The sequence below is a fragment of the Enterovibrio norvegicus genome (genome assembly GCF_002876705.1).
GTDB lineage: Bacteria > Pseudomonadota > Gammaproteobacteria > Enterobacterales > Vibrionaceae > Enterovibrio > Enterovibrio norvegicus_B.
Window position 1 is genome coordinate 4,646 of sequence record NZ_MDAG01000043.1, and the last position, 486, is coordinate 5,131.

The window sequence follows — 486 nt, forward strand, 5'->3', positions numbered from 1 at the left end:
CAAGGTGTCCCGTTGATGACTTTGTTATATGCTTGCGCCGTTTACCTCCAGATATAGAACAGAAGGAATGCCAGCCTTTTTATATTTATACAGGGTAAGCTTGTTTATATTTGGTTTAAAACTCACCTGACCAGAAGGGTAGGCATTACTGGTTGGTTTTTTGACAACCATCTCACAGAAATCGGCCCACTCATTATTGTATTCATTTCGTTCTATTTCTTTTAAGAAATAGCTCATCCCGCCAGCTAACCAAAATAAAGTCAGAGCTGTACCCAAGTCACAATGCTCATTATTAGCAATAGTGGTGGGCAACCCCATTCCATCATTCCAGTTGTATGAGTAGGCACATTCCTGAAGAAAGCTTGGGTTTGCTGATGCTTTGGCGATAGAAATTATCTCATCAGTATTTTCCTCATACTGAATTCTATCTAATTGTTTTTTCTCGTTCTCGCTAATCATGATTGCATATAACGCTGTGATAACGGG

Annotated in this window: 1 protein-coding gene; it reads right to left on the reverse strand. The window is 39.5% G+C overall.

What is annotated here, in order from left to right:
• Window positions 1–24 precede the first annotated feature (24 nt).
• On the reverse strand, window positions 25–486 hold a 462-nt coding region (locus BCT27_RS18525), incomplete at its 5' end, for a DUF4274 domain-containing protein (protein WP_133153384.1).